Genomic DNA, 23,997 nt, shown 5'->3' with positions numbered 1-23,997 from the left:
TAAGTTTCGGCTAACCTGGATACGTCACTGACCGGACCTCACGGCTTTTTGCCATTCAGCAACCAGACAAATGACTCTCGCCAACGTTGATGCGCAATTCCGATCAGATTCGACAACGCAAGGTCTGGGCTGCATTTTTGTCGTTCAAGCGACGTCGTTTCACTGTGTTCGATATGCAGATCGAAAGGCGCTAGGTGATAATCCCGTCCACACTTTGAAGGCACGCCGAAAGCTTTTTGGTTCGGAATAGCCCAGAGTTTTAGCAAGTTCAGATATCGGCTTACTCGTTTCAGACAACAGAAATCGCGCACGGCTCTCAATAAACTGCGATTGGAGACTGCGAAACGATGTGCTTTCTGCTTTCAAAGCACGTTGTAATGTCCTTGGCCCGATAGCAAGCAACCTGGCGACATCGCCCTCAGAGGCAAGGCCATTTGCCGAGATGATATGAAGGACTTCAATCACCGCGCCTTCCATCGTCTGCGCTGGCTTGACGCACATGAGCGCGCCCAATTCGTCAAGCGAAATCGTTTGCTCCGGCGCTGGTGGGCTAGGATTGAGTGCTGCGAGGACGCCCTTCTCTATCGCAATGGCTGGCATTTGTGCGCCAGTTCGGATCGCACTGCCCACGATCTTGCCAAGTTCTACAACTTCATTCCCATTCCTGTCTGGCACTTCGACCCAGTCGGGCAGCCATGCCGGTCCCAAATAGTGTCGAACGACGTGTCCGATAACGAACAGCGCAGCTTCGTCCAAATGATGGTGCCCAACGACAGAAAGGCCTTTTGAGTCCCGGCCAACGACAAGGTGGGTTTCCGTTTCACGTATGACAATCTCCGAACCTGGCTGTATGAGGCGCAGCGCCCGCCCCCCACGATCAAGCGCGGACGCAAGGTTGGGGGCTCCGAGCACGTAGTGGGAATAGGCGCCATAGGCCGAATACTCGAAGTCCTTTCCAACTCGCGCCCCGAGATGGCGGTCATTGATTGCCCGCGCGACGGATTCGACCAGCACAGCCTCGGCGGCATAGGGAATGAAACCTGACGCACCGGTGAGAATGGTCCTATCGAGACCCGCCGACAAAAGGGCTTTGTCGATGATCGAACGTGAAGCGTACCGACCAAGCAAATCAACCACATGTGCCAATTCAACGAGATTTACCATTTTCTGCCGCATAACCACCTATTGTCGCAAAATGACCGGTCAAACAATGCTAAACGATCCCCAGATGCATAAGAGATCGATCTGACGACACTCGTCACTGCGTTCCATATGTCAGTGGCGAAACGGTGGCGTTGAGACTCAAATGGAGGATCGCACAAATGCCAAGGGAATATCAAACAAGGAAATCACTGAGCTGCGCCCTCGCTATGGCGCTTTTGGGTAGCATGGCACAGGCGCAGGACGCCGCTGATCTGGCGCAGGAGTTGGCAAATCCGCTCGCCGCCATCATCTCCATCCCGTTCCAGCTGAACTACGATGATAATCTAGGTCCCACGAACGAGGGCAGCCGGACGACACTGAACCTTCAGCCGGTTATTCCCTTTGCGCTCGATAATGGTGCCAACATCATCACCCGCACAATTATCCCGTATATATGGCAAGAAGACGTGATCCCCGGCACATCCCAGCACGGCTTTGGCGATATTCTGGCAAGCGCTTGGTATTCCCGCACCACCGAGGCCGACCTGACTTGGGGCATTGGCCCAGTGGTCCGCTTTCCGACATTCTCCGACGTCTCAAGCAAGACATGGGCCGCAGGTGCCACCGGCATCGTGTTGAAGCAAACCGGCCCGTGGACATATGGTGCCTTGGCCAACCACCTTTGGGACTTGGAAAGTAACCCGACGACGCCCACCAACGTGACATTCGTCCAACCCTTTGTTGCCTATTCGACCGAGAACGCCTGGACCTTCTCGCTTCAAAGCGAAAGCACCTATGACTGGGAGGCCGAGAGTTGGGCGGTGCCTTTGAACGCCTCGGTGTCAAAGCTGGCCGTTATCAACGGCAAGCCTGTCAATTTCCAGGGCGGCGTCGGCCGTTGGCTGGAAAGCCCGGATGGCGGTCCAGAGGACTGGCGGTTCCGTTTGCAGGTTCAGTTCGTTGTTCCGAAGGGATGACGGGTGGTTCGCTTCCGCCGCCAACACTCAAAAATGGAGAATACAAATGATGCTTAAAACAACGGTGACAATGGCCTCACTTGCAGTGGCGCTGAGTTTTGCAATGTCCTCGCCCGCTGCGGCGAACCAACAGCTCCAGAATACAGTTGGCGGTGCGGTTGTGGGCGCTGGCGTCGGCTACCTTGTCGGGGGCAAAAATGGAGCGACAGGTGGCGCTGTTGTTGGGGCGATTGCTGGGAGCCGAAAGAGAAGATGACCATCTGATCGTCCCAATCAATCGACTATATAAGACAAGGAATTCAATATGCTGCGGTACTTTTCAAAATATGTCGTCGCGACGGCATGCCTGTTCACTCTTGGCGGTATTGCGCAAGCCGATGAGGCTATGGACAAAATTATTACTACGGCACAGCCATTCATGCATCACAGTTGTGGAAGCGTGATTGCGTCCTATGGCGATGACGAGGCGCAGGTGGCCGAAATCGTGCGCCTGATGGCAATGGTGTCTCTTTACAATCGCCAGATTGATATTCTGGCGGAGCTTCCGGAAGAACAGGACCGTGATGGATTGAAGGATGAGTTCATCGAAGAACTAGAGGACGCCTGTGACGATGATCCCGGCATGTTGTTGGCGGGCGCGGTCGATCTCGCCGTCAAAGAGACAATGGAAGCGTTTGACTAATTATCAACGCCACCATCAAACACGTTCCCTTACGGAGAAAACATTATGAAAAAATTGACCAATCGTCAGATCGTATCATTTGTGCCCGCATTAATTGTGGGTGCAAGCGTTTGCACTGCGGCTTCGGCCCAGTTTTACGGCGAAGATCTCGATGCGCGGCTCGAGGCTCGCGAGATCCCGGTCACTGTCGATAATTTCACCCGCGCCGCAACCGATATTGAACTCGACAAATACGTGACGCTGGCGGGCGGGATAAACCGGTTTTATCACTTCCGCGAACCTACCCCGGTCGAAGATCAACCCACGATCCAGATGAACCGCGATACGCTCTACAGCACTGCGGTCGTGGATATCAGTGAGGGGGCCACTTTGACCCTGCCAGAGGTTGGCGACCGCTATATGTCGGCGATGATTGTCAATCAGGACCACTACATCAACGAGGTGTTTCATGGCGGTGGTACCTACACGCTCGACGTGGACACTTTCGATACGCCCTACGTCATCGTCTATATGCGAACGCTTGTGGATGCGTCCAACGCGGAGGATGTGGCCGCAGTCAACGCGCTTCAGGACCAAATGACAATCGAGGCTAACTCGGCCAAACCCTTTATCGCGCCGGCTTGGGATGAAGAGAGCTATCAAGGCATGATACGCGCCGCGATTGCGTTCGCAGCCTATCTGCCCGACAGCGCCCGTATGTTCGGCACACGCGAAGCGGTCTCTCCGGTGCGTCACCTGATTGGCACCGCCGGTGGCTGGGGTGGTCTGCCCGAAGCCGAGGCATTTTATCTACCCGTCGAGCCAAACCTGCCGGACGGTGAATACAAGATCGACGTGCCTGCCGACGTGCCAGTTGGCGCTTTCTGGTCGGTCAGTATGTACAACGCCGAACGCTACTTTGTGCCGAACGCGATGGATGCTTATGTCGTCAACTCGGTCATGGGCACGCGCAACGAAGATGACACGATGACGGTGCATTTCGGCGGCTGCGACGACGGGCGGGTCAATTGCCTACCGCTTATGGAGGGCTGGAATTATACTGTCCGCATGTATCAGCCCAGCGAGGCGATCCTCGACGGCTCATGGACCTTCCCCGCAATACAGCCAGTGAACTAATATATTGGAGATGAAAATGAGAACACTTTTGGCATTGGCGCTTTGCGCCCCCAGCCTTTCCCTCGCTGAATCGGTCACGGTCGATAACTTTGTCCGCGCGGAGTCCGATTATAATTTCCAGGCCAACATGGAGGCTTTCGCCTTCGGGACGGGGGAGTTACAGCATTTGCGCGATCCGGTCACGCCAGACGCCCAGCCGACAATCCGCATGAACCAGGACACGCTCTATTCCGGGTTGGTGTTAGACCTGTCCACGCCGGTGGAAATCACGCTGCCTGATATTGGCGGGCGCTATCAGTCCATGCATGTGATCAGCCAGGATCATTACAGCTTCGTGGAAGCCAAGCCGGGGACCTATCGGCTGACAGAAGACGAGGTGGGCACGCGTTTTGCCATGGTGAACTTTCGCACATTCATCGACGTCTCCAATCCCGAGGATGTCGCGGCAACTCATGCCGCGCAGGATGGCATCACGGTCTCCGGCGGCGGCGATGGTGCCTTTGACGCGCCTGACTGGAATCTCGATAACCTCGCCGTGGCCCGCAAAGCCCTGAGCGACATTGCCGTACTCGGCTTTAGCTCGGACTACGCTTTTGGTCGCAAAGACGAAGTTCGCCCGATTGATCACCTTGTCGGTGCCGCGGCGGGTTGGGGTGGATTGCCGCGCACGGCGGCTTCTTACATCGTCGACAGCGTTTCTGAGAATGACGGCGAGACGCCCTATGCCGTGACCGTCAAGGATGTGCCGGTAGACGCATTCTGGTCGATGACCGTTTACAATGCGGATGGCTATCTGGAGCCGAACGAACTGGGCGTGAACAGTTACAACAACGTCAGCGCCAAGCCCAATGACGACGGTTCCTATACGCTGCACTTCGGAGCTTGCGAGGACAGTCGGGTCAATTGCATTCCCGTATCACCCGGCTGGAACTACTCAATTCGCTTTTACGAACCCGGCGACGCGATCCTTGATGGAAGCTGGACCTTCCCAGAGGTTGAGCCCGCAAGCTGAACCATTCTCGCTGCCGGACATGTTCTGGCAGCGATGCCTTGCTTGGCGACTCCAATTGTCGATCCCCGCCATCCCAAAACTAATAAATGCTGCGCTCTGCACGAAAGTCCGGAATGACGGGCTGCACTGCGGCATAGCTGAGGACCGATCAATGTCCGCTAATGGGATGTACCGGCTGCTTCACCCAGCAGGTTAGACTGAGCCTAGTTTCACCTGCATATAGGAGAAGTAGCATGGCGAAGATTGAATTTGATGAGCTGATGTCGATTGGGATTGATATTGGCAAAGACACGTTCCATTTGGTCGGTTTCGATCCCGACGGGCAACGCGTGATCCGCCAACAGATCAAGCGGCTTGCGTTGGTTGCAACTTTTGAGAAGTTGCCGCGTTGTGTGGTCGGCATGGAAGCGTGTCTGAGCGCTCACTTTGTAAGCCGTACGTTGCGCAAATTGGGATTTGAGCCCCGGATCATTCCAGCGATCTATGTGAAGCCCTTCAACAAGGGTCAGAAGAACGATTACAATGACGCGGAAGCGATCGCCGAGGCTGCGCTGCGTCCAAACCTGAAAGTGGTTTCTGAGAAGACGCAGGAGCAGCTTGATCTTCAGGCGTTGCATCGGGTCCGATCGCGCTTGGTGTCGCGCCGAACAGCAACAATCAACCAGATCCGGGCTTTCTTGATCGAACAAGGGATCACCGTGCGCAAAGGCCTACGTGCGTTGAAGAACTCATTTGAGACGATCCTTGAGGCACGCAAAGACGAGATATCGCCACGCATGCGTTCGATCCTGATCGGGCTTTACGGCGATTGGATGTGGATGGACGATCGGATCGACAAGGTGTCGAAAGAGATTGAGGAGATCAGCCGGACCGAGGAGAACTGCGTCAACGTGATGACGGTGCCTGGGATTGGTCCGATGATCTCCACGGCGATGGTGGCCGCGATTGGTGAAGGAGAGGCATTTGATCGCGGTAGGGATTTTGCGGCTTGGGTAGGACTGGTGCCTCGCCAATACAGCACAGGCGGTAGGACAGTGTTGGGACGAATATCGAAGCGCGGCAGCAGGTATCTTAGGATGTTGTTCGTCCAAGCGGCAAAGGTCATTATGATGCGCCCACACCGGTGGCCTGACTTCAGCTTTGGTGAATGGTTGACCCGCGCCGCCGAGCGTATGCACCGCAACAAGGCGGCCATCGCGCTCGCTAACAAACTGGCGCGCATGGCATGGAGCATATTGAGACATAAAACGGCGTTCGATGCGCCAAGAGACGAGGTTGCTGTCGGCATTTAACAACCCGCAGTAATCCGAAGGAGTTCGCGATAGATAGAAAGCATGGAACGGAAATATTACGCCCCCAGAGTCTGTCGGCCCATTTGGTCATAGTCGACCTGTCCGCTAATGAGATCACGGCGCGTGCGTAACCCCAACAAGGCCACGACCCGCGTGTCGATCAACAGGCCGAATACATATGAGCGACTTCCGAGAACATGCGAGAAATCATTTGCGAACAGCAGCCGGTACATACAAATGGGCCGTTCGCGACGGTCGGCACAAACGGCCCTGACCGGACTTTGGTCAGATCACCTAACGCCGCAATGCAGCTTCACCAGACCAGCCGTTCGACACACCATGCAGCATTTTTGATGACTGAAGGGAAGGTCAGCGGGACAAACCAGACTTTGGATGTTTAACTTTCGCTGATGCAGCATCGCTTCGCAAGTGCAGCGATCCACATTTGGCGACGCGGCGGATTTCACTAGAGCGGCCATTGAAAGTTGGCCTGAGACACGAAATGCACACAGGTCTTTCGCTGCGGCTTGCTCCAACGTACGCACAAACCTTCCGATGGGGCCAAATTCCTTCAGCGCAGGATTTCGCCCCTATCCGCAACGGACCCCATCATCGCGATAGAAAGAGAACACTCAAAACGGTCGTTTTGTGAACGGACCTTTCCGTATCTGCAACAAAGGATTTGGAGCTATAAAGCACCACCCTAAATTAGCTCTGTGAAACTGGGTTCAAAACGGGGGCGAAACCAAGGAAAGCGTAAAGCCTTCAAATAAATACAAAAAAACCTGTGTAGGGTTTGATACCTTTGTTGGGATAGACCCAAAATTTTCGCAGCATGTTAGATACCGATCAGGAAACGCGCGCGGGGTAAAGCGGTTATTCAATCTGGAGGCCGCCATATAAAAGGGGCCTCAAGTCCAGTGCCATAGCTCCTACGCGAAGCTGGCAGGTAATCCGATGTTTGAATCAAGTTTCGCCACCACAGATGTGATTGCATTCGAGGTTAAGACAGGATGGTTTAGAACATTACAAAGTTCAAGGGCGGCCCCGGTCAAGGCCACCCTTGGACGCTCTACTGGATTGTGATCGCGCGTTGTACAATCGAGGCCCGATCAGCATTGACGAAGTACTTGATTATGTAGTCGCCTTTCTCATCCGGCAGCGTGATGGTCAGGACCGCCCCGTCCGCAGTCTTTGCAAATGCCCGCCATTGGCTAGAGCCACTCGAACCGGTTTTCCCGATCCCGACATAATCCCCATCGTAGTTGGGGCCGGTCCATGCGACTTCAATGCTGGACCCGGCCGCTGCAATCGCAGGCGCATCCAGCGTCGCGGGTGGCGTTGTGACGGATACGGGCACTGTCATTGCGGGCGTGTTGCGTTGGTCTAGGAAGTATTTCACGACATAGTCGCCACCCGCCGTTGGAATGCGCAAACGGGCTGGTGATCCATTGGCGGTTTCAACGAAAGAACGCCATTGGCCAGAACCGCTTTGGCCGGCCAGTCCGATCCCGATGAAGTCGCCGGGGTGATTTGGACCGGTCCACGGGATATCTACGAATGTTCCGCCCGTCATCACGGCTGGCACATCCATAGTGATGGTTGCAGGTGTGACACTGATCGGCAGCTCAAAAAGGGGCGTGTTTCTCTGATCTAGGAAATACTTGATTACGTAATCGCCTGGCTCGGCGGGGACCAAAAGCTGCAAAGGGTTACCGTCTGCTGTGCTGGTGAAGGACCTCCACTGGCCTGACCCGCTTTGGCCGACCATGCCTATGCCGATGAAATCCCCCGGCGTATCTGGACCTGTCCAACTGACTTCGATCATGCTGCTGACCTCGGCGGTGGCGGGGGCGGTTACGGACACTTCTGGTTCGCGCAGCGTGATCGGTGTTTCAAAGAGGGGCGTGTTGTTTTGATCAAGGAAGTATTTGATCACGTAATCGCCCGGCTCGGCGGGTGTCCTGAGCTGCAACGGGTTTCCATCAGCCGTACTGGTGAAGTTGCGCCATTGGCCGGAACCATTTGCTCCTACAAGGCCGATGCCGATGAAATCACCGGGCGTGTTCGGGCCTGTCCATGCCACTTCGATCATTTGGCTGACGTCTGCTTCACTTGGGGCGGACACAGAAACTTCTGGTTCTACGACTATGATCGACACCTCCAAGGCGGGCCAGTTTTCCTGATCGAAGAAGTACTTGATCAAATACTCGCCGGGAACCGAGGGCGCTTGCAGGCGCATCGGGCTGCCTTCCGAGGTAAGGGTGAAGTTCCTCCACTGGCCAGAGCCACTCGCGCCGACCATGCCGATTCCGATAAAGTCATTGGTATAATCTGGGCCAGTCCAAGTGAGCTCAAAAACCTCGCTGACACTGGCTTCGCCCGGGGCGTTGATTGTTATCTCTGCCGCCATGACCTCGATGGTCGCAGACCCTAGCACGGTATTTGTCGCGCCGTCGAAATAGGCAATGTCATATTGTCCCGGCTCTGGCGGGATCACAAGTTGCAAGGGCGAACTATCGGACACCTTCGTAAAGTTGCGCCACCGAGCGGACCCCGTCGCATCCACTTTGCCGATACCGATAAAGTCGTCGGCATTTTCAGGCCCGTTCCATGTGACCTCGATTGTCGAGCCGACGATTGCCGTGGAAGGCGCACCGATAGAGGCGGTGATCGCAGGCGGTTCGAACACCACGACGATCTCGCGCGGGTCAGCTGTAACCATGAATTGGCGCGGTTGAGATGTTGTTTCCTGCTCGGCCCAATAGGCCGTGACAGTGTGCGAACCTAGTTCCAGCATCGCGGACAGAGGGTTGGTCATCTCGTCGTCTACAATTGCGCCATCAGCCTCTGAGCCAATGTCCCAGAATACTGGCGTGTCGATGTCGGGGCCATTTTCCGTGCCGATAACAGCGCGAAAGGTGATCATGGTCGGATCTGGCTGTGGTTCGGGAAAGACGACTTCTATCCGCAGGCCCTGATCGGTTTCTAGCGCAGCCACGTCAAAGGTCACACCTGCATCCGCACTGTCGCTTTCGCGGATGCCCACAACGTCATATGCGCCGCCTGGCAGGTCGATGCCAAAGCCCGGTCCAGCGCCATCAAAGTTCGCACCAGCCTGTGGCAGGATGTTCCAGCGGATGGCCTCAGTGATTTCCGGGCCGTTGGGTGTCAGAACGCCAACGATTTGGACGGTCTGCGGTACATAAACCGGCTCGACCACCACCGTGTTCAGGGCATCGGTCAATTCATTTGCGTCTGAGGCGGTGAGGAACTGGCCACCGGTTTCACCGGCAAGGCACTGCATCTGCGCCAATGCCTCGGGGTCGGTGACGTCAAAGCCAACCACATGTGCTGTGAAATCTATGCCTGCCTCTTCCAACGCGCGAGCCGCAGCGCAGGGGTCGGGGTTGCATGTCTCGATCCCGTCCGAAATCAGGATGACAGTCGCACGTTCCTCGGTGTAGCGCAGCGCCTCTGCGGCTGCGATTATCGCATCGGTCATCGGTGTTTTGCCGCGCGGGTTGATGCCGTTCACCGCAGCCCGGATCAATTCCTTAGTGTCAGGTCCGGGCGCGACCACGGTTTCAATGTCAGCGCAATTGCCGCGCTCGCGGTGACCGTACACCGTAAGGCCAAGGTTCTGATCTACTGGGAAGTTGTCGAGCAAATCTGCCACCACTTCGCGCGCGATAACGATCTTATTGACGCCTTCAATTTGGCCCCACATCGATCCCGATCCATCCATCACGAGGATCGTATTGGCGTTGTCTTGGGCAGGTGCGACCGAAGCAAAAGCTATTAAAAAGGTGGAAATCAGCAGGCGAAGCATGGAGCCTCCAAAGGTGAAATGAAAAACAATTTTTCAAAGCATAAACTGAGTCGGACAAGACCGACTAGCCCCTTTCCTGCGCACCCGACGGAGCCAATTGTCATTTAAGGGCGTCACATCATGCTTGAGGACAATTCCCGTAAACCGGCCTTTTGTTGATGTAGCTATTGCACACGCAGAAGACTTGCACGTGCGCGGGACCTCACTTTGGGCAGAATCCTCTATATAGGCCAATCGGATAGGTCAAGAATGGGCAGTTCCAAACGACCCATTCGCTGCGCGCGGGTTTAACATTCAAGTCGCATACCACGGTTCGATAAGATTGCCGACAAAGACGCTTCCAATGTTTGGCACCATTGATTGTCGTCTAAGGTGGACCGCCAGTTGTGAACCGAAAGTCTCGCGGTGGTGAAACGATCAATGGACATCGTAGCTCTCGGATTGGGTAGATACCACAAGACCAACGGTTTGAGTTCAGTTGTCAAATGCCCGGTTCGTCCTCACACCGTGATTTCGACCTCTGTTCCTTGCTGCACTCTGCACGAATGGCCGGTTTTCCTGCCGCGCAGCGGCGTTGAGATTTACGCTGTTGCAGCAATTTCTGCGTTGCGTGCGCACGCAGCACAAAAACCGAATCAACGCTCTGGGCTCTTTCGACACCTTCGCTGCGATGGTCATGAGTGGCTGGTTCAGGGAACTGCCGTTCGCTGCGCGGCGCACGAACTGGTAAGATGCGGACTTTCCGGACATTGGCTTGCGCAGCAAATGCTTCCGGAGAAACCCTTTGCTCTTGCGGCGTGAAAAAATTGCAGGCGCAGCGGGTATCACCGAAGGGGCAATTCAACTGGCCTGATCTCGCCCGACTTCAATTCGCTCATTCGCGGTGGTCGGTTTCGACCATCGAGAAGCGGGAAGGAGTTGCCGCTCCTGGTTGACACTTCAACGCATAATCGGACATCGGGCAATCATATATGGATGTTGCATCGGCGACGACTCGCTTGTTGGCATGGGAGCGATAATCCTCAATGGCGCGTCAATTGGCCGAAATTGGACCTCATCGGAACGCGTGCGCTTGTCACCGAAGGGACGGTAATTCGGGACAACTCGCTGGCAATCGGGTCCCCCGGACGTGTGGTATGAGAGCTGAACGATGTGCAAATTGAATCGATACGAGATTCCGCTGCGCACTACCGAGCTAACGCTCGGAGATTTTCAAGTGATCTTGCGGACTAGCGTCAGCACAGCGCTGGTGTCGATCGGTTTTTTGACGGCCACGGGTTAACAGAGTCAACTGCAAAGACAGGGATCAATGGACGGCCAAATCTATTTGCGTGACGTCGACCTCGACAGTAGGGTTGCCACGGCTGTCCAGGATTTCGCGGGCGATGATATCGATGATCGTGCTCATTGATGTGTCCTTATTTGCCGAGATAGGCGATTTTTAGCGAGTCTGTGCCGCCAGCTTGACCATGAACAGATCCGGATGTCACAACAACCGGGCGATCAGGCCGAACCAGGTATTCAGGGGCAAGATGCGACGGGATGCGGCCTTCGCGGCTGGAAGAGAACTCTTCGACGCTGGTACTGACGATAGGCGTTACCCCCCAGACAAGGCAAAGGCTTCGCGCGACTTTTTCCGAGTGACAGATTGCAAGAATTGGGATGGCACTACGATTCTTCGACACCCGCAGCGCCGTGGCCCCGGTTGTCGTAAACGTGGCAATGCAACTCGCATTCCTCAAATCGGCAAGGGTGCTGGCTGCACTTGCGATTGAGCTTGAATCGTCCGGGGCATCAATCAGAGCTGTGTTGACGCTCGAATTCAATGAACGAGAACCAGATTCCGTCGCTTGGGCAATTTCGGCCATCGCTCTAACGGCTTCAACCGGATATTCACCTGCTGCGCTTTCTGCTGACAACATGACCGCGTCTGCAGACTGAGACACCGCATTGGCGACGTCAGAAGTTTCTGCTCGAGTGGGCAGAGGAGCTGAGATCATGCTTTCAAGCATCTGAGTAGCCACAATAACTGGTTTTCCATGTGACCGGGCGTTTGCCACCAGCGATGCCTGGATGGCCGGCAACTCGTGCCAATCGCACTCAACACCTAAGTCCCCACGCGCTACCATTATGGCGTCAGTGGCGTGGAGGATTGCGTCGATATTTTGAACAGCGACGGGTTTCTCGATTTTGGCAACGATCTTTGCCATGTCTCCTGTCAACCGGCGCAGACTCTTGATATCCTCTGCGGTCTGCACGAAAGACATTGCCACCCAATCGACCCCCAATTCGAGCGCAAACCGCAAGTCGTCTCGGTCTTTTGGCGTGATTGCATCCACTTTCAGCGTGGTGTCCGGAAAGTTTACCCCCTTACGGTCCCGCAAAGTCGCTTTGTTGAGGACCTCGGCAGTGATAGCGCCGTCACGGATCTCAACAACGCTCAACCTGATGCGGCCATCGTCGATGAGAATCATATGGCCAACCTCAACAGTGCCAAAAATCTCGGGATGTGGTAGTGGCACGTCGTCCTTCTGGGTGGGATCACACACCAATCGGATACGATCGCCGATAGCCAAAGGTCTTTCCCCTCCTGGCACCACACCGATGCGAAGCTTCGGACCTTGCATATCCGCCAGAATGGCGATGGATCGACCGAGGTCACTCTCTGTTTTGCGAATGGCTGCATGAACCCTGGCATGGTCTTCGTGGGTGCCGTGGCTGAAATTCATACGGAAGACGTTCGCACCCGCCTCGGCGAGAGCCTTGATCTTGTCGTAAAAATTAGACGCGGGACCCAACGTGGCTACGATCTTTGTCTGCCGGGGCTGGTGACTATGAGTGGTCATGATGTGAGCCTTCATCTGTGTCTGAGAAAAATGGCGAGATCCATCACATTCGTGCCGGTTGGCCCGGTGATGATCTGGTCGCCTGTGCGGGCAAGAAAAGAGGCAGAATCAGCGCGGCGTAGCGCATCTTCCGCGCCGGGTTCCGAAGAAAAGGTGTCGCCATCCAGGAACGCTCCCGCTGCATTCGTCGGACCATCGGTGCCGTCCGTCCCTGCGACGAGGCCGACTATGTCGCTTCGGTTTTGAACGTGCCTTGCGATTTCCAGTGCGAGGGCCTGGTTGCGACCGCCTTTGCCAGGGTTTCCGGGAAGAATTACAGTGGGCTCACCACCGTAGACATACAAGCCATCAGGTCCTTCCTTGATCTCTTGCGCGATCCGAGCAGCGATCATGGGTACGTCTTCATACAGGTTTTCTTTGTTAGTGATTATTTTGATATCGAGTGATTTTGCGATTTCAACTATAGCGTCCCGTGCAACGGCGTTTGCGGCGACAACACCACAATTATAGGCAAAGCCGATGCGCTCGGGCGGTGCGCCGATCCCGGAACCAATGACCGAGATGCTATCCCCAGCGACGTCCGAAATGGCAAGGACATCGACTTGTTGACCCTTGAACGTCGCGAGCAACCGACCTCCTTTAATGGCAGAGATGGCCTGCCGGCGCTTGTTCACTTCATCGATGTCCAGACCTTCTGCCAAGGCGGTTTCAGTCAAGGCCACAAGATCGTCGAGACCAACCCCTTGCCCCAGATGTTCGACAAGCGACGATGCACCACCCGAAACAAGCATCAACAGATGACTTCCGGCTGGGCATTTTGCCGCAAACTTGTACAGCCTCTCGCCAGCGTTCATCGACGTTTGATCTGGTATGGGGTGGCTCGTTTCCAGGGCCACCACGTTGCGACCGTACTCTCTGTCACCTAAGTGGTTAGTCTTGGTGACGAGATAGGTGGGTATCGTATTACGCCAGTCATCCGGCAGGCCGTCAAACATGGCTGCGGCCGCTTTTCCAACGGCAACAATGTGCGTCGGACGTTTGACATCGTGTCCCGACACCCAATTCCGCACGCAGATGTCACCTTTCACGGAAGAAACGGCTGCGCGGAAAAGGTGTAAAAGGGTGTTCCTTTGTGCGGTTGTCATGTCGATTTCACCTGTCGAGAAACTTGCTGGAAAGCTCTTCGGAAAACCAATTTGAATTTTCCTGATAGTGTATGGCGCTTTGATTAAGACCCTCGATCTGCTCTTTACCCAATTCCCGTTTGACACGCGCAGGAGACCCGACAACCAGAGAATTGTCCGGGATGACTGTCTTCTCTGTGACGAGCGCGCCAGCTCCGATCAGGCAGTTTTGGCCAATGACAGCGCCATTCAGAACAGTGGCACCCATACCGATCAGCGTGCCGTCTCCGATCGTGCAGCCATGGACAATTGCACTGTGTCCGATCGTGCAATTCCGCCCGATCGTCAGCGAAAACCCGGGATCGGAATGCAAGACGCAGTTGTCCTGAATATTGCTTCCCTCGCCAATGCGCATCAGGTCGTTATCACCGCGGATGACAACACCGAACCAGACGCTTGCATTCTCCGCGATTTCAACATTCCCGATGACACTTGAGTTTGGGGCTAAAAAAACGCCGTCTGCAATCTTCGGCGTTGTCCCATCCAGTGTGTAAATCATACCGTTTCCTAGTCATTTGTTTGCTTTTATCGCGCTTGGGTCGCTCAGTCACCGACACGTCCAACCCAGGGCGTCCCCTACATATGGGCGTAGGTCTGCCAAGTGGCGAACTCTGCTTGGCCAACGTCCAACTCTTCAGAACGGGTTTTGGAACCGGAGGCCGTTTCCAAAATGGCTTCGAAAACCCGTTGCCCCGCCTCGGCCTCGGATTCACTCCCCTCTGCAATTGCCCCGCAATTCAGATCCATATCGTCCTGCATCCGGGCGTACATCGCGGAATTTGAGGCAATTTTGATTGATGGCACCGGCTTGTTTTCGTAACAAGAACCACGCCCCGTCGTGAAACAGATCATGTTGCAACCTGAAGCAACCTGATTTCTGTCAAAGCGATCTTGTGACCCAATGGGATGGCGCTCTGTGCGACAAGATCGGGTGAAGAGAGCTCGTTGCCGGGCTCGACTTTTTGCTGAACAACTGCGATATTGTCGTCGTCGCTTAGTGTAAGCACAGGCTTATGTGTCATAGGTTTTCCTTTAGGGTTTGGTTGGTGTCCGGCGAAATTTGTTGGTTCCGAAGCTCTATTGTTTCGAAGTTTCCACACCGGCCTGTTTCTTGTGACGCAACAGGGCCATCAATTTTCTGTCCCGGGCTATTTGCGCTTCGGGAATTTCGGCGATGGGGGTGCGCTGGGACAATTCGGGGCCGAGTTTTTCCTTCGCGATATTGGCCCAGTCAACGTCATCGTAGGGGCCAATCCCGAAACCCCGATACATTTCCCCATATCGTGCAACATAGTCGGTAACACCTCCAGGGGCGTTCAGATGAATGGTCTGCATCGGGCCCATGATTGACCAGCGCAGCCCGAGCCCGTCGCAAATGGCCTTGTCCAAATCTTCGGCGGACACGATGCCACTGCCCACAAGTCTGAACGCTTCTTCCAGAAGCGCGCCTTGGAGGCGGTTCACGACGAACCCGTCGATCTCTTCGCTTAGCACGATGGTTTCGCGCCGGCATTTGATCATCACGTCGTTCACTTTTGAAACGATGCTTTGATCCGTCCATGGCGTCGGAACGATTTCGACTGCGGGATGCAGATGCGGCGGGTTGATGGGGTGCACCACAAGGCACCGATAGCGACCCGCAATATCCTTGCAGTACCGCGATGCAGAAATCCCCGAAGTAGAGCTTCCGATCGGCACGTCATCGGCGGCAATGGCATCCAACTCCAGCGTGATCTCTTTTTTGATGTCGACGTTTTCCGGGCCATTTTCCTGAATGTAGATGGCATCGTCCAAAGCTTCTTCGAGGCTGTCCGCGACCGTGATGCGCTGCAAGACCTGAGGGGCGTCGGACAGCTTGATCAGATCGAACTCCGCGAGATCGGCAATCCGCTTCTCCATCGCCATCAATGCACGTTCTACGGCCTTTTGCGAAGAGTCATACATCGCAACCTCAAAGCCGGCCTGAGCAAACACCGCTGCCCAACCTTGTCCAATCAATCCGGTTCCAATTATGGCAATCTTTTCCATGTTTTTCTTCTCCTTCTGTCCGAAAACTGGCTCAGCAGATCCGGCGGCAATAATGAAATTCGATAGGTCTGGATGAAGAATCCGACGCCATATTCACAGCATGGTGTTTCATTGGACCTCGGCGATTGCAGGTCGGATTTCATCCATACACTTAAGATCACCGCAAACCTCAAACCGCGCCTCGGTCGAGGCCTCGACGTCCCCAACTGTTACATCGGGCGCAATTTCCATTACCATCAGGCCGGATTGGGTGACTTCGAATACCGCAAGGTCTGTGACCAACAGGTCAATCGGGCGCGTGGATGTCAGAGGCAGGTCGCATGTGCGGACGATCTTGCTTTTTCCGTTCGCCATGTGCTGCATCGCCACAATAACCTTGCGGGCTCCGGTGGCGAGGTCCATCGCGCCCCCCATACCGGGCACCATGGCACCGGGGATCATCCAATTTGCAAGCAGGCCGCGTTCGTCCACTTGCAGGCCGCCCAGCACCGTCAAATCAATATGACCGCCTCGGATCAGGCCAAAACTCATCGCACTGTCGATGGCTGCCGCGCCGGGCACGGCGGTCACGAAACCGCCGCCGGCATCGGTCAAGTCAGGCTCTTCCATGCCTTCGGGTGGACGCGCACCGAGCCCGATCACACCGTTTTCGGACTGAAAGAAAACACCTGCATCCGAAGGAACAAAGCCGGCGACAAGGCTGGGTAGGCCGATCCCCAAATTGACCAGCATTCCGGGTGCGATTTCTTGGGCGACACGTCGGGCGATGCGTTCTTTGGGCTGCATTTACGTCGACCTTTCGATCAAGTGGTCAACCAAACTGGCCGGGGTGCGCACAGCGTCAGGAGGGATCACACCAACGGGCACGATATGCTCTGGCTCAGCCACGACGGTATCGGCGGCCATCGCCATGGTCGGGTTAAAATTCTGCGCCGTCAGCGAATATTCTAGGTTACCAAGGTAATCGGCCTGCCGCGCAGCGATGAACGCAAAATCGGCCCGAATAGGTTTTTCAACAAGGAATTTTTCCCCATCGATTTCCAACACTTGCTTACCCTCCTCCAGCACAGTTCCAAGACCGGTAGGCGTGACGACCGCACCAAGCCCCACTCCACCCGCACGGATGCACTCAATCAGCGTGCCCTGTGGAACAAGCTCCACTTCAAGGATGCCTGCATTCATTTGGCGTTGGGTCTCGGGATTCAGACCGATGTGAGACACGACAGCACGCCTGAGGGCACCGGCAGAGACAAGCTTTCCGATGCCACGCCCCGGCAAGGCGGTGTCATTCGCAATCAACGTCAAGTCCTTTTTCCCTGCAGAAACAAGCGCATCAATGATCTTGTTCGGCGTCCCAACCCCCATAAATCCACCGATCATGACACGTGCGCCATCTGGCACGAGATCTGCGACGGCTTTGGGTGAGAGCGGTTTTTTCATAGCGTGATCTCACAAATGCAGGCGCGACTGTACGCGCGCGCCAAAACCTGCCCATTTTGATTGGAGGCGTACCACATGCTCAGAAAGCAACCTGATCGGCGCCCTTGAGGCCAAGAATCTCGCGAGCCTCATCCGGGGTCGCGATCTGCAAGCCCAGATTTTCGATAATAGCGCGCACCTTTTTGACTTGAACGGCGCTGGATTTTGCCAGTTCGCCGCGACCGGCCCAAAGGCTGTCTTCCAGCCCGACCCGCACGTTTCCACCGAGCGCCGCCGCCTGCGCTGCAATCCGAAACTGGTTGGATCCCGCACCAAGGACGGACCAACGGAAATCGTCGCCGAACAGCCGGTCCGCCGTGCGCTTCATGTGCATCACGTCTTCAGGGTGCGGTCCAATGCCACCAAGCAGGCCGAAAACCGATTGCACGAAGAATGGGGCCTTTACCAAGCCGCGATCTGCAAAATGCGCCAGATTGTAAAGGTGAGAAGTGTCGTAGCATTCGAACTCAAACCGCGTTCCGTTGCCGTAGCAGGTCTCGAGCACGTACTCGATGTCTTTAAAGGAATTGCGGAATACGAGGTCTTTGGAACCCTCGAGATGCTCACGCTCCCAATCGTGTTTAAATTCCTTGAACCTGTTCAGCATCGGGTAGAGTCCAAAATTCATTGACCCCATATTCAACGAGGCGAGCTCTGGCTGGTATGTCGCTGCAGGAGCTACGCGCTCCTCCACACTCATGTAAGGACTGCCGCCAGTGGTGATGTTCACCACGGCATCTGTGCTCTGCTTAATCCGCGGCAAAAACTCGGCAAATCCTTCCGGGCTCTGGTCTGGGCGTCCGTCCGGATGGCGAGCGTGCAGGTGAAGGATCGCTGCACCCGCCTCGACGGCTGCAAGGGAATCGCTAATGATCTCTTTCGGCGTTACCGGTAGATGTGGCGACATGGACGGCGTATGAATGGCACCGGTTACGGCACAGGTAATGATAACCTTGCCAGCATTTTTGTTGTCTTTACTCACTTTTGGTTTTCCAATCGAGTTCAAAGCGTTTCTACGTTTCCATCAACGGCAAGGGATTGCCCCGACAGGTTCGCGCCGGCATCCGAAATCAGGAATGCAACAGTCGCGGCGACGTCGTCTGGGGTCACCATGCGACGCATGGAAATGTTCTTCAGGTAGTCGTCCTTCATTGCGGCATAGCCAATACCGGCGGCTTCAGCGCGATCACGGATCACCTTTTCCATTCTGGGCCCTTCAACGATCCCCGGCAGAACGGCATTGACCCGGATGTTGTCCGGACCCAGCTCCTTGGCAAGGCTTTGGGTCAGGCCGATGACGCCGAACTTGGCCGCCGAATATGGGGTACGATAGGCGTATCCATGCTTGGCGGCGGCGGATGCCATGTTGACCAGCGCGCCGCCGCCATTGGCCTTGATCATTGGTATGGCTCGGCGCGCCGACAGAAACTGTCCCGTCAAACAGATGTCGATGCAGCGCCGCCAATCATCGGGCGAGAGGTCTTCGAGATTGCCGGTTGGCCCGGCAATCCCTGCGTTGTTTACTAGAGCATCCAGCCCTCCAAAGGTGTCTTGTACCGTGTCAAAGAGGGTATCCACCGCCCTTTCGTCAGACACATCAGCCTCGACGGCGACGCATCCTTCAAGTTCAATGCTGGCCCTATGCAAGGCGTCGGCATCTACATCGCAGATCGCGATTTGAACACCTTGTGCGTGCAGTAAGCGGGCGATGCTGAATCCTATTCCGCTTGCGCCAGCAGTGATCACAACTTTCTTGCCTTTCAGACCTGGCAAGTGAAAGTCCACGAGCAACGTGGGCGAGTTTGAAGATTGATCTGTCATCCTATTTCCTCTAGTTGCCGAACACCGCATTCGGAGCCCAAAGCACGAGGTTCGGCCAGATGATCAGCAATGCGAGACCAAACAGTTGCAGTCCGACAAACGGAATGATGCCGCGATAGATGATCCGAATGGATATTTCGGGCGGGGCCACTCCTTTGACGTAGAACAGGGAATATCCAAAAGGTGGTGTTAGGAAACTGGTCTGCAGGTTGACAGCCACGAGCATGGCGAACCACAACAGTTGCTGCTCGCGCGAAATTCCAAGCCCGAAGTCCAGTCCTGCAACAATAGGTGCGAAGAGTGGCAAAACGATAAAGCTGATCTCGACCCACTCCAGGAAGAAGCCCATGATGAAAATCAGCAACAGCAAGATGCCCAACGTGCCATAAGCGCCTAGATCGAAAAACAGAATGGCGTTTTCGATCATCTCGTCGCCCTTGAGGCCCTTGAACACCATCCCAAAGATCGTAGCGCCTACCAGCACACCCAGGATCATGGCAGTGGTATTGCCGGTTTCACGGACGCAAGTGGACATAGTTTGAAAGGTCAGCTTGCGATTGATCGCGGCCAAGATCATGGCGCAGATCGCACCCAGCCCTGCTGCTTCGGTCGGCGTGGCCGTGCCTGTGGCAATCGAACCCAGAACCGTCAGGATAAGAGCAAGCGGCGCAAACAAGTCGCGCAAGAGCGCCAATGCTAAAGAGCCTTCTGCCGGAATATGTGTCGACACAGGCGCATCATTTGGTTTCGTCAGCGCGACGAAGACGATGTAGGCAATATAAAGACCACCCAGAAGCAAGCCAGGAACCATCGCCCCAACGAACAATTCGCCAACTGATATCTGCAGAATATCGCCGACGAGCACCAACATGATCGAGGGCGGGATCAGGATACCCAAGGTGCCCGAGGCAGCGATCGTACCGACAGCCAGTTCCGGTTTGTATTTTTCGCGTAGCATAATGGGCAGAGCCAAAGTACTAAGCATGACCACCGATGCGCCAACGATACCTGTGCTGGCCGCCATGACGATGCCCAGCAAAGCAACGGAAATGGCCAGTCCACCCCGCTTGCGTCCCAAGGCACGCTCAAGCGAATAGAGCAAATTCTGCGCCAATCCGGATTTATCAAGCATCGCACCCATAAAGACAAACAAGGGTACTGCTAGAAGGAGCCAGTTTTCGATGACGCCAGCGTAGATGCGCGAGACGCCAATTTTGAGGAAGGCAAAGGGCAGCCCACCGATGAAGGCAAACAGAATTCCGATGCCGCCAAGAACAAACGCCACGGGATAGCCGCTGAATATCCCCAGAAGCAGGCATACGACCATCGTCAGAGGAATGATGTGTTCAATCATGAGGTTTGCCCTTCCCGAACAAAATACGAAGTCTTTGGATCGTCAGACAGAGGCCGGCAATCAGCATCAATCCAAAGCCAATCGGAACGAATGCCTTCAGCACAAACCGGTCATACATCCCGTCGTAGTTCGACCCTTCACCCATAGCGAAAGACCGCACCGTGAAATCATAGCCGTGGAAAACGACAATGGCGCATAGGGGCGCAAGCAGGCCAAGAAAGCCGATGATTTCAATGATGTTCTTGGTCCGATCACTAAAGTTTTGGCGCAGGAAATCGACACGCACATGCCGATCGCTGACAATCGCACCAGCCATCGTGAGCATCAGCATGATCCCGAACAAGTGCCATTGCAGGTCTCCGATACTTGCGAGGGTCAGCTTCGAGCCAAACAAGAAAACGTCATTTTCCCATCGAACGATCGTGCCAATCTTAGCCGCTGACAGTGTCACACCGATCAATACGAGAACGAGGATAGGAACGATGAGCCAGGCCGCGGCTTGGCCTATCCATACGATCCCGCGAAGAACCGTATGGACAGGACCGATGCCACGTTCTGGACCGCCCGGTTGCGTGTCCATTTCGTGTGCCATGGTGGCTTACTCGGCAGGGAGAGTTTGAAGGTCAGTCCAACGACCCGATGATGCCACAAAGGCCTTCATCGAGTTATAGGCCTCGCCGTAGAGCGCGTCATTCTCAGCTTCCGCATCCAGTACGCGTTCGGTCGCAGCCCGCAATTCTGCAAGTACTTCGTCGGGAAAACGCCGAACTTCGATGCCACCCGCTTCAAATTCTTCGATTTGTGGCGTTTGTGCGGAAGGCGCATATTGCAAAGTCCAGGCAAGGCTGACCTGACAAGCCGCTTCATACATAGCCCGCTCGCCATCGCTCATATCGTTCCAGACGTCCATATTAATCATCAGGACGTCAACACTGCCCGGCTGGTGCCAACCCGGATAGTATTGATATGTCGCAATCTGATTGAAGCCAAAGTCTTTGTCGATAATTGGCAAAGAAAACTCTGTCGCGTCGATCCGACCACGCTCAAGGGCGAGATAAATTTCACTGGCCGGCAAGTACTGAGCCGAGGCCCCGAATTCGTTGAGCACACGTGCACCAACACCGGCCATGCGCATCTTCAGACCGCTGAAATCTTCGATCGAGTTGATCTCTTTGTTGAACCAGCCACCTGGCTCGGGCGCGGTAATGTGGCAGGCCAGAACTTTAATATTCAAGTCGTCAAATCCACGCTGAACAATTTCAAGACCGCCACCTACGTGCAACCAGGCCGCCAGAGCTTCGGGTCCAGCACCGAATGGTGTTGCACCGATTTGGGCGACAGGCACCTGTCCGCCCCACTGGCCAAGAAAGCTCCACCCAGCCGGAATGGCACCGGAGCTTACGTTTTCAAGAATTTCACCTGCTGGCACCAATTCACCTGAACCATAGAGTTGCAGGCCAACGTCGTTGCCACTCATGTTGCGCAGAGTTTCATCCATTAGTTTTGCGCTGTCCGCCAAGAACGTCAGGTCCTTGGGAATGCTCATGTGGACATCAAGAATATCGGCTGAGGCAGAAGACGCACCAACGGCCAGTGAACCGGCAACCAGGGTCGCGGCAATTTTCGAATATTTCATTTTTTCCTCCCGTGACTGTGCCCACCATGAACGTCCCTCGCGGCCTATTCATCGGGCACGTCTATTTATTATTGATGATTGATCAAAAATCAATGCCCTTTTTGAGCCTGACTTTTCTGGCAATTTCAGTTAGTTGTCTGATTCCCGATTGCTTAGGAAATTCTGACACAGCCTTGGAATCAAAGATTTCACGGCGTTAAGGGACGTTCAGAGGATGGGAAAAGAGCTCGCTCTGAATTTCGACAGATCTGATGAGGGCCTCGGCCCAGTCCGCTCGCAGTTGCTCTCAGCGAGTAAGGCTTTTCGAAAACAAGGTTCTCACAAGAACTTCATAGGCGTCAGAAATATCCAGAACAAGCTCCTGCGTGGCAGTTGCTTCGTCATCTTCCCGGATAGCTCGTACTATTTTTCGGTGATGGATGTTGGAAACTTTGTACTGATTTTCCCGTTCCAACTGATACAAATGCGGGCTGACGCGCAACCAGAGTGTGTTTATAATATCGATCAGAACTGGAGAGTTCGACTGCTGGTATATCCGCAAATGAAACTCGTAGTTTGCCTTGATATAGCCCTGCACGTCGCCGGATCTTTCGGTGGCCTCCAGACGCTTTAGCAGTTTCTCGAGGTCCGCGACAAAAGCATCATCCCGATTTGCCAAAGCCCATTTGACAGCCAGCGCCTCAATTTCCAGACGCACATCGCGCAGGTCAGTCAGTTCTTCATACCCCAGGCTCGGCACCCCAAGAGAACGGCCCGACACATTTGCCACAACACCAATCGCCTGGAGCCGCGTTAGCGCCTCACGCACAGGCATGGCGCTCACGCCGAAGGCTTCTGCGATGCGAGCGACATGAACTGCCTGTCCTGGTGTGAACTCACCTTCGCGCAACAGGGTGCACAACTGATCATAGACCCGATCGTGCAACTTATCTTTCTGAATCGGTTTGGCGTTCTCAAGCATTATTCATCTACTCGCATATATTCATGGTGAAAATCCACCTAACTTAATGCAATTTCCAGTTGCTGTCAGGCGGGTGCTCGCCTCACACTCAAGCATTGGGCTGACACCGAAGGCCCGCGCGATAGTGGCGACAGTGATCGCTTCACGTGTCGCCAGCTTGGCCCCCAAAAGTCAGTTGGCAAAGCTGTTGTTTCACATCCGTCTGAAGCCTCTTGCGTTGCACGGGTTTGACGGCGTTCAAAGATGATTTCATTTTTATTTCCCTAAGGTGCTGCCCATCATTACGCGAAGTCTTTCACAATTTAAAGATAATTGACCTTTGATCAAAGATCAGTGCTCAATATTTCACGAGAAACCTGATATCGAAACCGGCGCCGTCTCGAACCGACGCACCTTTGCCAAGGTAGATGGTTCCAATGGCGGGGAGGATGACGGTTCCACCGTCGGTGCCGAAGGGTATCTCTGGACCGCACACATATCACCGTACAAGCTGACGTTCGTACTCTCTGCAGCATTTGTTGCTTTGGGCTCTTTCGACACCTTCGCTGCGTGCTGCACGAACGGCGGCTAATGTTTCTGAACCGCATTATTTCAGTCCCATTATATACGAATTCCATTAGGAAATTTTGCCGCC

Annotated in this window: 23 protein-coding genes; 7 read left to right on the top strand and 16 right to left on the bottom strand. The window is 54.8% G+C overall.

What is annotated here, in order from left to right; translation table 11 throughout:
• Positions 1 to 159: 159 nt before the first annotated feature.
• Positions 160 to 1,164: a helix-turn-helix domain-containing protein gene (locus C8N36_RS03265; RefSeq protein ID WP_170125787.1), complete on the bottom strand. Its 1,005-nt coding sequence runs from the start codon at positions 1,162 to 1,164 to the stop codon at positions 160 to 162.
• 158 nt (positions 1,165 to 1,322) lie between these two features.
• Here C8N36_RS03265 and C8N36_RS03260 point away from each other — a divergent pair, with 158 nt between their 5' ends.
• The 6 genes from C8N36_RS03260 (at position 1,323) to C8N36_RS03235 (ending at position 6,222) form a co-directional block, all read left to right on the top strand.
• Positions 1,323 to 2,120: a hypothetical protein gene (locus C8N36_RS03260; RefSeq protein WP_097803195.1), complete on the top strand. Its 798-nt coding sequence runs from the start codon at positions 1,323 to 1,325 to the stop codon at positions 2,118 to 2,120.
• Between the two features lie 46 nt (positions 2,121 to 2,166).
• Entirely contained in the window at positions 2,167 to 2,376 is a 210-nt protein-coding gene (locus C8N36_RS03255) for a glycine zipper 2TM domain-containing protein (protein WP_097803194.1), read from the top strand.
• A gap of 48 nt (positions 2,377 to 2,424) precedes the next feature.
• The gene (locus tag C8N36_RS03250; protein ID WP_097803193.1) at positions 2,425 to 2,802 is read left to right on the top strand and encodes a YmgD family protein; all 378 of its coding nucleotides are present in this window, start codon (positions 2,425 to 2,427) and stop codon (positions 2,800 to 2,802) included.
• 45 nt (positions 2,803 to 2,847) lie between these two features.
• Complete coding sequence (locus tag C8N36_RS03245) at positions 2,848 to 3,918, top strand: DUF1214 domain-containing protein (RefSeq protein ID WP_097803192.1); 1,071 nt, start codon at positions 2,848 to 2,850, stop codon at positions 3,916 to 3,918.
• A 16-nt stretch (positions 3,919 to 3,934) separates the two neighbouring features.
• A complete protein-coding gene (locus C8N36_RS03240; RefSeq protein ID WP_170125786.1) occupies positions 3,935 to 4,930 on the top strand; it encodes a DUF1214 domain-containing protein in 996 nt (331 codons plus the stop codon).
• A gap of 233 nt (positions 4,931 to 5,163) precedes the next feature.
• A complete protein-coding gene (locus C8N36_RS03235) occupies positions 5,164 to 6,222 on the top strand; it encodes an IS110 family RNA-guided transposase (RefSeq protein WP_097803190.1) in 1,059 nt (352 codons plus the stop codon).
• A gap of 1,072 nt (positions 6,223 to 7,294) precedes the next feature.
• Here C8N36_RS03235 and C8N36_RS03230 read toward each other — a convergent pair.
• The 15 genes from C8N36_RS03230 to C8N36_RS03150 form a co-directional block, all read right to left on the bottom strand.
• A complete protein-coding gene (locus tag C8N36_RS03230; RefSeq protein WP_097803189.1) occupies positions 7,295 to 10,054 on the bottom strand; it encodes a vWA domain-containing protein in 2,760 nt (919 codons plus the stop codon).
• A 1,418-nt stretch (positions 10,055 to 11,472) separates the two neighbouring features.
• Positions 11,473 to 12,900 (bottom strand): pyruvate kinase, encoded by a 1,428-nt coding sequence (gene pyk, locus C8N36_RS03210; RefSeq protein ID WP_097803395.1) that lies wholly within the window; start codon positions 12,898 to 12,900, stop codon positions 11,473 to 11,475.
• Positions 12,901 to 12,911: 11 nt separating this feature from the next.
• Positions 12,912 to 14,045, bottom strand: a complete 1,134-nt coding sequence (locus C8N36_RS03205; RefSeq protein WP_097803186.1) for a DUF4147 domain-containing protein — start codon at positions 14,043 to 14,045, stop codon at positions 12,912 to 12,914.
• Between the two features lie 7 nt (positions 14,046 to 14,052).
• Positions 14,053 to 14,583 carry a gamma carbonic anhydrase family protein gene (locus C8N36_RS03200; RefSeq protein ID WP_097803185.1) on the bottom strand — a complete coding sequence of 177 codons (531 nt, stop codon included), beginning with the start codon at positions 14,581 to 14,583 and terminating at the stop codon, positions 14,053 to 14,055.
• 77 nt (positions 14,584 to 14,660) lie between these two features.
• A complete protein-coding gene (locus C8N36_RS03195; protein WP_097803184.1) occupies positions 14,661 to 14,936 on the bottom strand; it encodes a UxaA family hydrolase in 276 nt (91 codons plus the stop codon).
• Positions 14,933 to 15,106, bottom strand: coding sequence for a hypothetical protein (locus C8N36_RS24075; RefSeq protein ID WP_170125785.1), 174 nt, complete (start codon positions 15,104 to 15,106; stop codon positions 14,933 to 14,935). The genes C8N36_RS03195 and C8N36_RS24075 overlap by 4 nt, the downstream gene beginning before the upstream one ends.
• A gap of 55 nt (positions 15,107 to 15,161) precedes the next feature.
• Complete coding sequence (locus C8N36_RS03190) at positions 15,162 to 16,112, bottom strand: 3-hydroxyacyl-CoA dehydrogenase (protein ID WP_097803183.1); 951 nt, start codon at positions 16,110 to 16,112, stop codon at positions 15,162 to 15,164.
• Positions 16,113 to 16,220: 108 nt separating this feature from the next.
• A complete protein-coding gene (locus tag C8N36_RS03185) occupies positions 16,221 to 16,898 on the bottom strand; it encodes a 3-oxoacid CoA-transferase subunit B (RefSeq protein ID WP_097803182.1) in 678 nt (225 codons plus the stop codon).
• On the bottom strand, positions 16,899 to 17,552 hold the full coding sequence (locus C8N36_RS03180) for a CoA transferase subunit A (protein WP_097803181.1): 654 nt from the start codon (positions 17,550 to 17,552) through the stop codon (positions 16,899 to 16,901).
• Positions 17,553 to 17,631: 79 nt separating this feature from the next.
• On the bottom strand, positions 17,632 to 18,573 hold the full coding sequence (kce, locus tag C8N36_RS03175; RefSeq protein ID WP_097803180.1) for a 3,5-dioxohexanoate:acetyl-CoA acetone transferase: 942 nt from the start codon (positions 18,571 to 18,573) through the stop codon (positions 17,632 to 17,634).
• A gap of 20 nt (positions 18,574 to 18,593) precedes the next feature.
• Positions 18,594 to 19,412 carry an SDR family oxidoreductase gene (locus C8N36_RS03170; protein WP_097803179.1) on the bottom strand — a complete coding sequence of 273 codons (819 nt, stop codon included), beginning with the start codon at positions 19,410 to 19,412 and terminating at the stop codon, positions 18,594 to 18,596.
• 10 nt (positions 19,413 to 19,422) lie between these two features.
• Positions 19,423 to 20,766, bottom strand: coding sequence for a TRAP transporter large permease (locus tag C8N36_RS03165; RefSeq protein ID WP_097803178.1), 1,344 nt, complete (start codon positions 20,764 to 20,766; stop codon positions 19,423 to 19,425).
• Complete coding sequence (locus tag C8N36_RS03160) at positions 20,759 to 21,358, bottom strand: TRAP transporter small permease subunit (RefSeq protein ID WP_097803177.1); 600 nt, start codon at positions 21,356 to 21,358, stop codon at positions 20,759 to 20,761. The genes C8N36_RS03165 and C8N36_RS03160 overlap by 8 nt, the downstream gene beginning before the upstream one ends.
• Positions 21,359 to 21,364: 6 nt before the next feature.
• Positions 21,365 to 22,402: a TRAP transporter substrate-binding protein gene (locus C8N36_RS03155; protein WP_097803176.1), complete on the bottom strand. Its 1,038-nt coding sequence runs from the start codon at positions 22,400 to 22,402 to the stop codon at positions 21,365 to 21,367.
• A gap of 286 nt (positions 22,403 to 22,688) precedes the next feature.
• A complete protein-coding gene (locus C8N36_RS03150) occupies positions 22,689 to 23,363 on the bottom strand; it encodes a GntR family transcriptional regulator (RefSeq protein ID WP_097803175.1) in 675 nt (224 codons plus the stop codon).
• 319 nt (positions 23,364 to 23,682) lie between these two features.
• Between C8N36_RS03150 and C8N36_RS24815 the strand changes: the two genes are divergently transcribed.
• Positions 23,683 to 23,934: an SMP-30/gluconolactonase/LRE family protein gene (locus C8N36_RS24815; RefSeq protein ID WP_110767790.1), complete on the top strand. Its 252-nt coding sequence runs from the start codon at positions 23,683 to 23,685 to the stop codon at positions 23,932 to 23,934.
• Positions 23,935 to 23,997 lie beyond the last annotated feature (63 nt).

The organism is Pelagimonas varians (genome assembly GCF_003208435.1).
Classification (GTDB): domain Bacteria; phylum Pseudomonadota; class Alphaproteobacteria; order Rhodobacterales; family Rhodobacteraceae; genus Pelagimonas; species Pelagimonas varians.
The sequence above is the reverse complement of the archived record's forward strand: the minus strand, read 5'-3'. Positions and strand labels throughout refer to the sequence as shown.